The organism is Lachnoclostridium sp. An138, assembly GCF_002160765.1.
In the GTDB taxonomy this organism is placed as follows: domain Bacteria; phylum Bacillota; class Clostridia; order Lachnospirales; family Lachnospiraceae; genus Laedolimicola; species Laedolimicola faecalis.
This window is the reverse complement of record NZ_NFLF01000048.1, coordinates 1-2,517: the sequence shown is the minus strand read 5'-3', so window position 1 is coordinate 2,517 and position 2,517 is coordinate 1. Positions and strand designations below refer to the sequence as shown.

Here is a 2,517-nt window from a genome sequence, read left to right as displayed (position 1 = left end):
GTAAGCGCTTAATAATACAACGGCTATCTTTTTAAACCACGTTCTACTATTATTGAAGTAAAACGCTCCAACTTCAACTTTTTGATTCAATCCTGCATCTTTGCTGTATCATGTCAGACCAGGGCATCAGCTCTTCTATACCCTCGGGCTCATTTTTGTAGTCCGGCATATAGAGCAGTACGGTCTCCAGATAAGCATAGATGTTCAGATTGTTGAGTTTGGCGGTTTCCACCAGACTGTAAATGATGGAGCTGGCCCGGGCACCCTTTACGGTATCGTGGAATAAAAAGTTTTTCCGTCCCACTGCATAGGGGCGGGCGATATTTTCTGCGATGTTATTCGATATGGAGCACCGCCCGTCCAGCAGGTAATTCTCCATATAGGGTTTCTGGTTTTTTGCATAGGTCACCGCTTTGGCCAGACGGCTCCCGCCAGCTGGGTCCACTGTTTCAAGCCATGACCAGTAAGCCTCCCATATGGCAGGCTCTGTCTCAAGACGTCTGGCTTTCCTGGTATCGGCATCCAGATCCGCATACTCCTTCTCCAGTTCGAATAACTGGCTGCAGTAATCGAAACCGATCTCTGCCGGAGTCTTATCCGGGGATTTCTTCGATTTCCCGGGAAGTGCGTCATACCAGTACCTTCTCATATGGGCAAGGCAGCCGCAGCGGGTCACATCCTTCAGCCTGTTATAGCCCTGGAACCCATCGCAGGTAAGGTATCCGGAAAACCCTTTCAGAAATTCCTCCGCGTGGTATCCTCCCCGGCTGGGCTGGTAGTCATACAGGCGGATCGGCGGCAGCCCATCGTTCCCGGAGCCATACAGCCACATATAGGACCTGGACTGTGCCGTTTTCCCATCCTCCTTCAGCACCTGGCAGGGCGTTTCGTCCGCATGGATGACTCCCCTCTCCAGCAGATGTTCGTGAAGCCGTTTATATACCGGCTCCATGTAATCCATGCCGCATTTGATGATCCAGTTGGCCAGTGTCGCCCGCCCCAGCTTTACGCCCATCTGCTTCCAGTCCGCCTCCTGCCGGTAAAGCGGGATGCTGTTCACATATTTCTGGTACATCACGTAAGCAGCCGTGGACGGGGACGCGAGGCTGTGCTTCAGCAGGGGGCTGGGTGTTTCGGCTTCAATGATAACGGAAGCGCCGTCTTTCTTACATTCCGGGCAGCCGAGCACTTCCTGGACGTACTGGATCCGCTCCACCTTTGCGCGGGTGATCCGCAGTTCTTCCCGCACCACCTTTTTCCCGATCACTTCCATCGGGGTATTGCAGTAAGGACAGTTCCTGTCTCCCTCCGGCACTGTGCAGGGAACCTCGATTACAGGAAGCCCCGCCAGGATTTCCTCCCTGGAAGCCTTCGGTTTTCCGGGCTGACGGTTATAACCGCTGACTGCCTCCTTCAGGGTCGGCTCCGGGGCAGAAGGGTCCGCGGCAGCTTCTGCCTCATTGAACAGATTCATCTGTCCGGGGAATTCATCCTTTTTGGTTTTTTCACTGGATGACGAAAACAGTTTTTTCTTCAAATACTCTACCGTTTCGTTCAGGTTCGCGATCGTCTGGTTCAGCTGTGCGGTCTGCTCCTCGTGGCTTTTGGCCATCTGCTCGATCGTAAGCCGCTGGCTTTCCACCAGCTGGCGCAGGGATTCGATTGTCTCTTTCTGAAGCTGCAGGAGCGCTTCCATTTCTGACTGCGGCATAAGGGAGCCCCTTTCTTTTTACTGGTTCCTATTATACCGGAAATCCGGAAGAAAAGCGAATCCTCCGCTGTACAGCTGCCGTCATTTTGACGAAAGAAAAATGTGGAAAACCGGAAGCTTTCGCAGCGCATGCTCTGCGAAAAATGCTGTGTTTTCCACATACAGACGGCGGTCCGGAGAAAAGGCAGACCGTTATCCCCCGGATGTCCTTCCGTTTCCGCTTTCATATGGATAAGCCTGCCGGCAGTGTTTTCCTGTCCTGCAAAAGCAGGGAAAATTTTCTCCTTTTTGCACAAAGCTCAGAAATCCTTCCTCCCGGCAGGGCGGATGGCTTTTGGCTGGTCGATAGACAGCCCCTCCAGGAGCCAGCGGTATTCCTGTCGGGTCAGGTTCCTGACCTCAGAAGGATCCCGGGGCCACTGGAACCGCCCGTTATCCAGACGTTTATAATAGAGGCAGAATCCATCTTTTTCAAAGTGCAGCGCCTTGATCCGGTCGCAGCGTCTCCCGCAGAAGAGGAACAGGGAATTGCTGTAGGGGTCCAGTTCATAGGTATCCCGGACGATTGCCATCAGCCCGTCAATGCTCTTGCGCATGTCCGTATAACCTGTCACCAGGAAAAATTTCGCCACGCCGGACAGTTCCCCTAACAAAGCTGGTGCAGGGCAAGCAGAGTATTGCGGATCACGTCTGCTCCCGCATGTTCGTGGATCTCAACACGGATGCCCTGCATTTGAAGACAGATGGAAGGGGAATGGACAGAGATACCATCCGGCACCTGCGGTCCTTCTTCCCAGAGCGGTATC

General features: G+C 53.4%; 2 protein-coding genes. Both read right to left on the bottom strand.

Annotation, left to right across the window (positions count from 1 at the left end; translation table 11 throughout):
* Positions 1 to 73: 73 nt before the first annotated feature.
* Positions 74 to 1,612 (bottom strand): IS66 family transposase, encoded by a 1,539-nt coding sequence (tnpC, locus tag B5E82_RS17700; protein ID WP_442911319.1) that lies wholly within the window; start codon positions 1,610 to 1,612, stop codon positions 74 to 76.
* Positions 1,613 to 2,010: 398 nt separating this feature from the next.
* Positions 2,011 to 2,343, bottom strand: a complete 333-nt coding sequence (gene tnpB / locus B5E82_RS17695; protein ID WP_087308835.1) for an IS66 family insertion sequence element accessory protein TnpB — start codon at positions 2,341 to 2,343, stop codon at positions 2,011 to 2,013.
* Positions 2,344 to 2,517: the final 174 nt, after the last annotated feature.

Excerpts from the sequence above, each read along its gene's own strand:
- tnpC (WP_442911319.1), bottom strand. The coding sequence starts at position 1,612 with ATGGCCAAAAGCCACGAGGAGCAGACCGCACAGCTGAACCAGACGATC.